General features: G+C 69.8%; 1 pseudogene. It reads right to left on the bottom strand.

What is annotated here, in order from left to right:
• Window positions 1–318, bottom strand: a pseudogene (locus CR157_RS18000) (glycine dehydrogenase (aminomethyl-transferring)); the annotation flags it as partial.

Raw genomic sequence — 318 nt, 5'->3', positions numbered from 1 at the left:
AGGGGCGCGCCCAGCCATCGTCCCTCAGGTCGGCCATGGTGTGCGGGGCGTTGACCAGGGGGTTGTCGTCGGCCGGCCAGGCGCCGGCCTCGACCCGGGCGATCTCCTCGCGGATGGCGATCATGGCGTCGCAGAAGCGGTCGATCTCGTAGCGCGATTCCGACTCGGTGGGTTCGACCATCAGGGTGCCGGGCACCGGGAAGGACATGGTCGGGGCGTGGAAGCCGTAGTCCATCAGGCGCTTGGCGATGTCCTCCTCGCTGATGCCGGCGGCCGCCTTGAGCGGGCGGATGTCGATGATGCACTCGTGGGCCACCG

The sequence above is a fragment of the Halomonas sp. LBP4 genome, assembly GCF_003202205.1.
Classification (GTDB): Bacteria; Pseudomonadota; Gammaproteobacteria; order Pseudomonadales; family Halomonadaceae; genus Halomonas; species Halomonas flagellata.
This window is presented reverse-complemented; position numbering and strand designations above follow the sequence as displayed.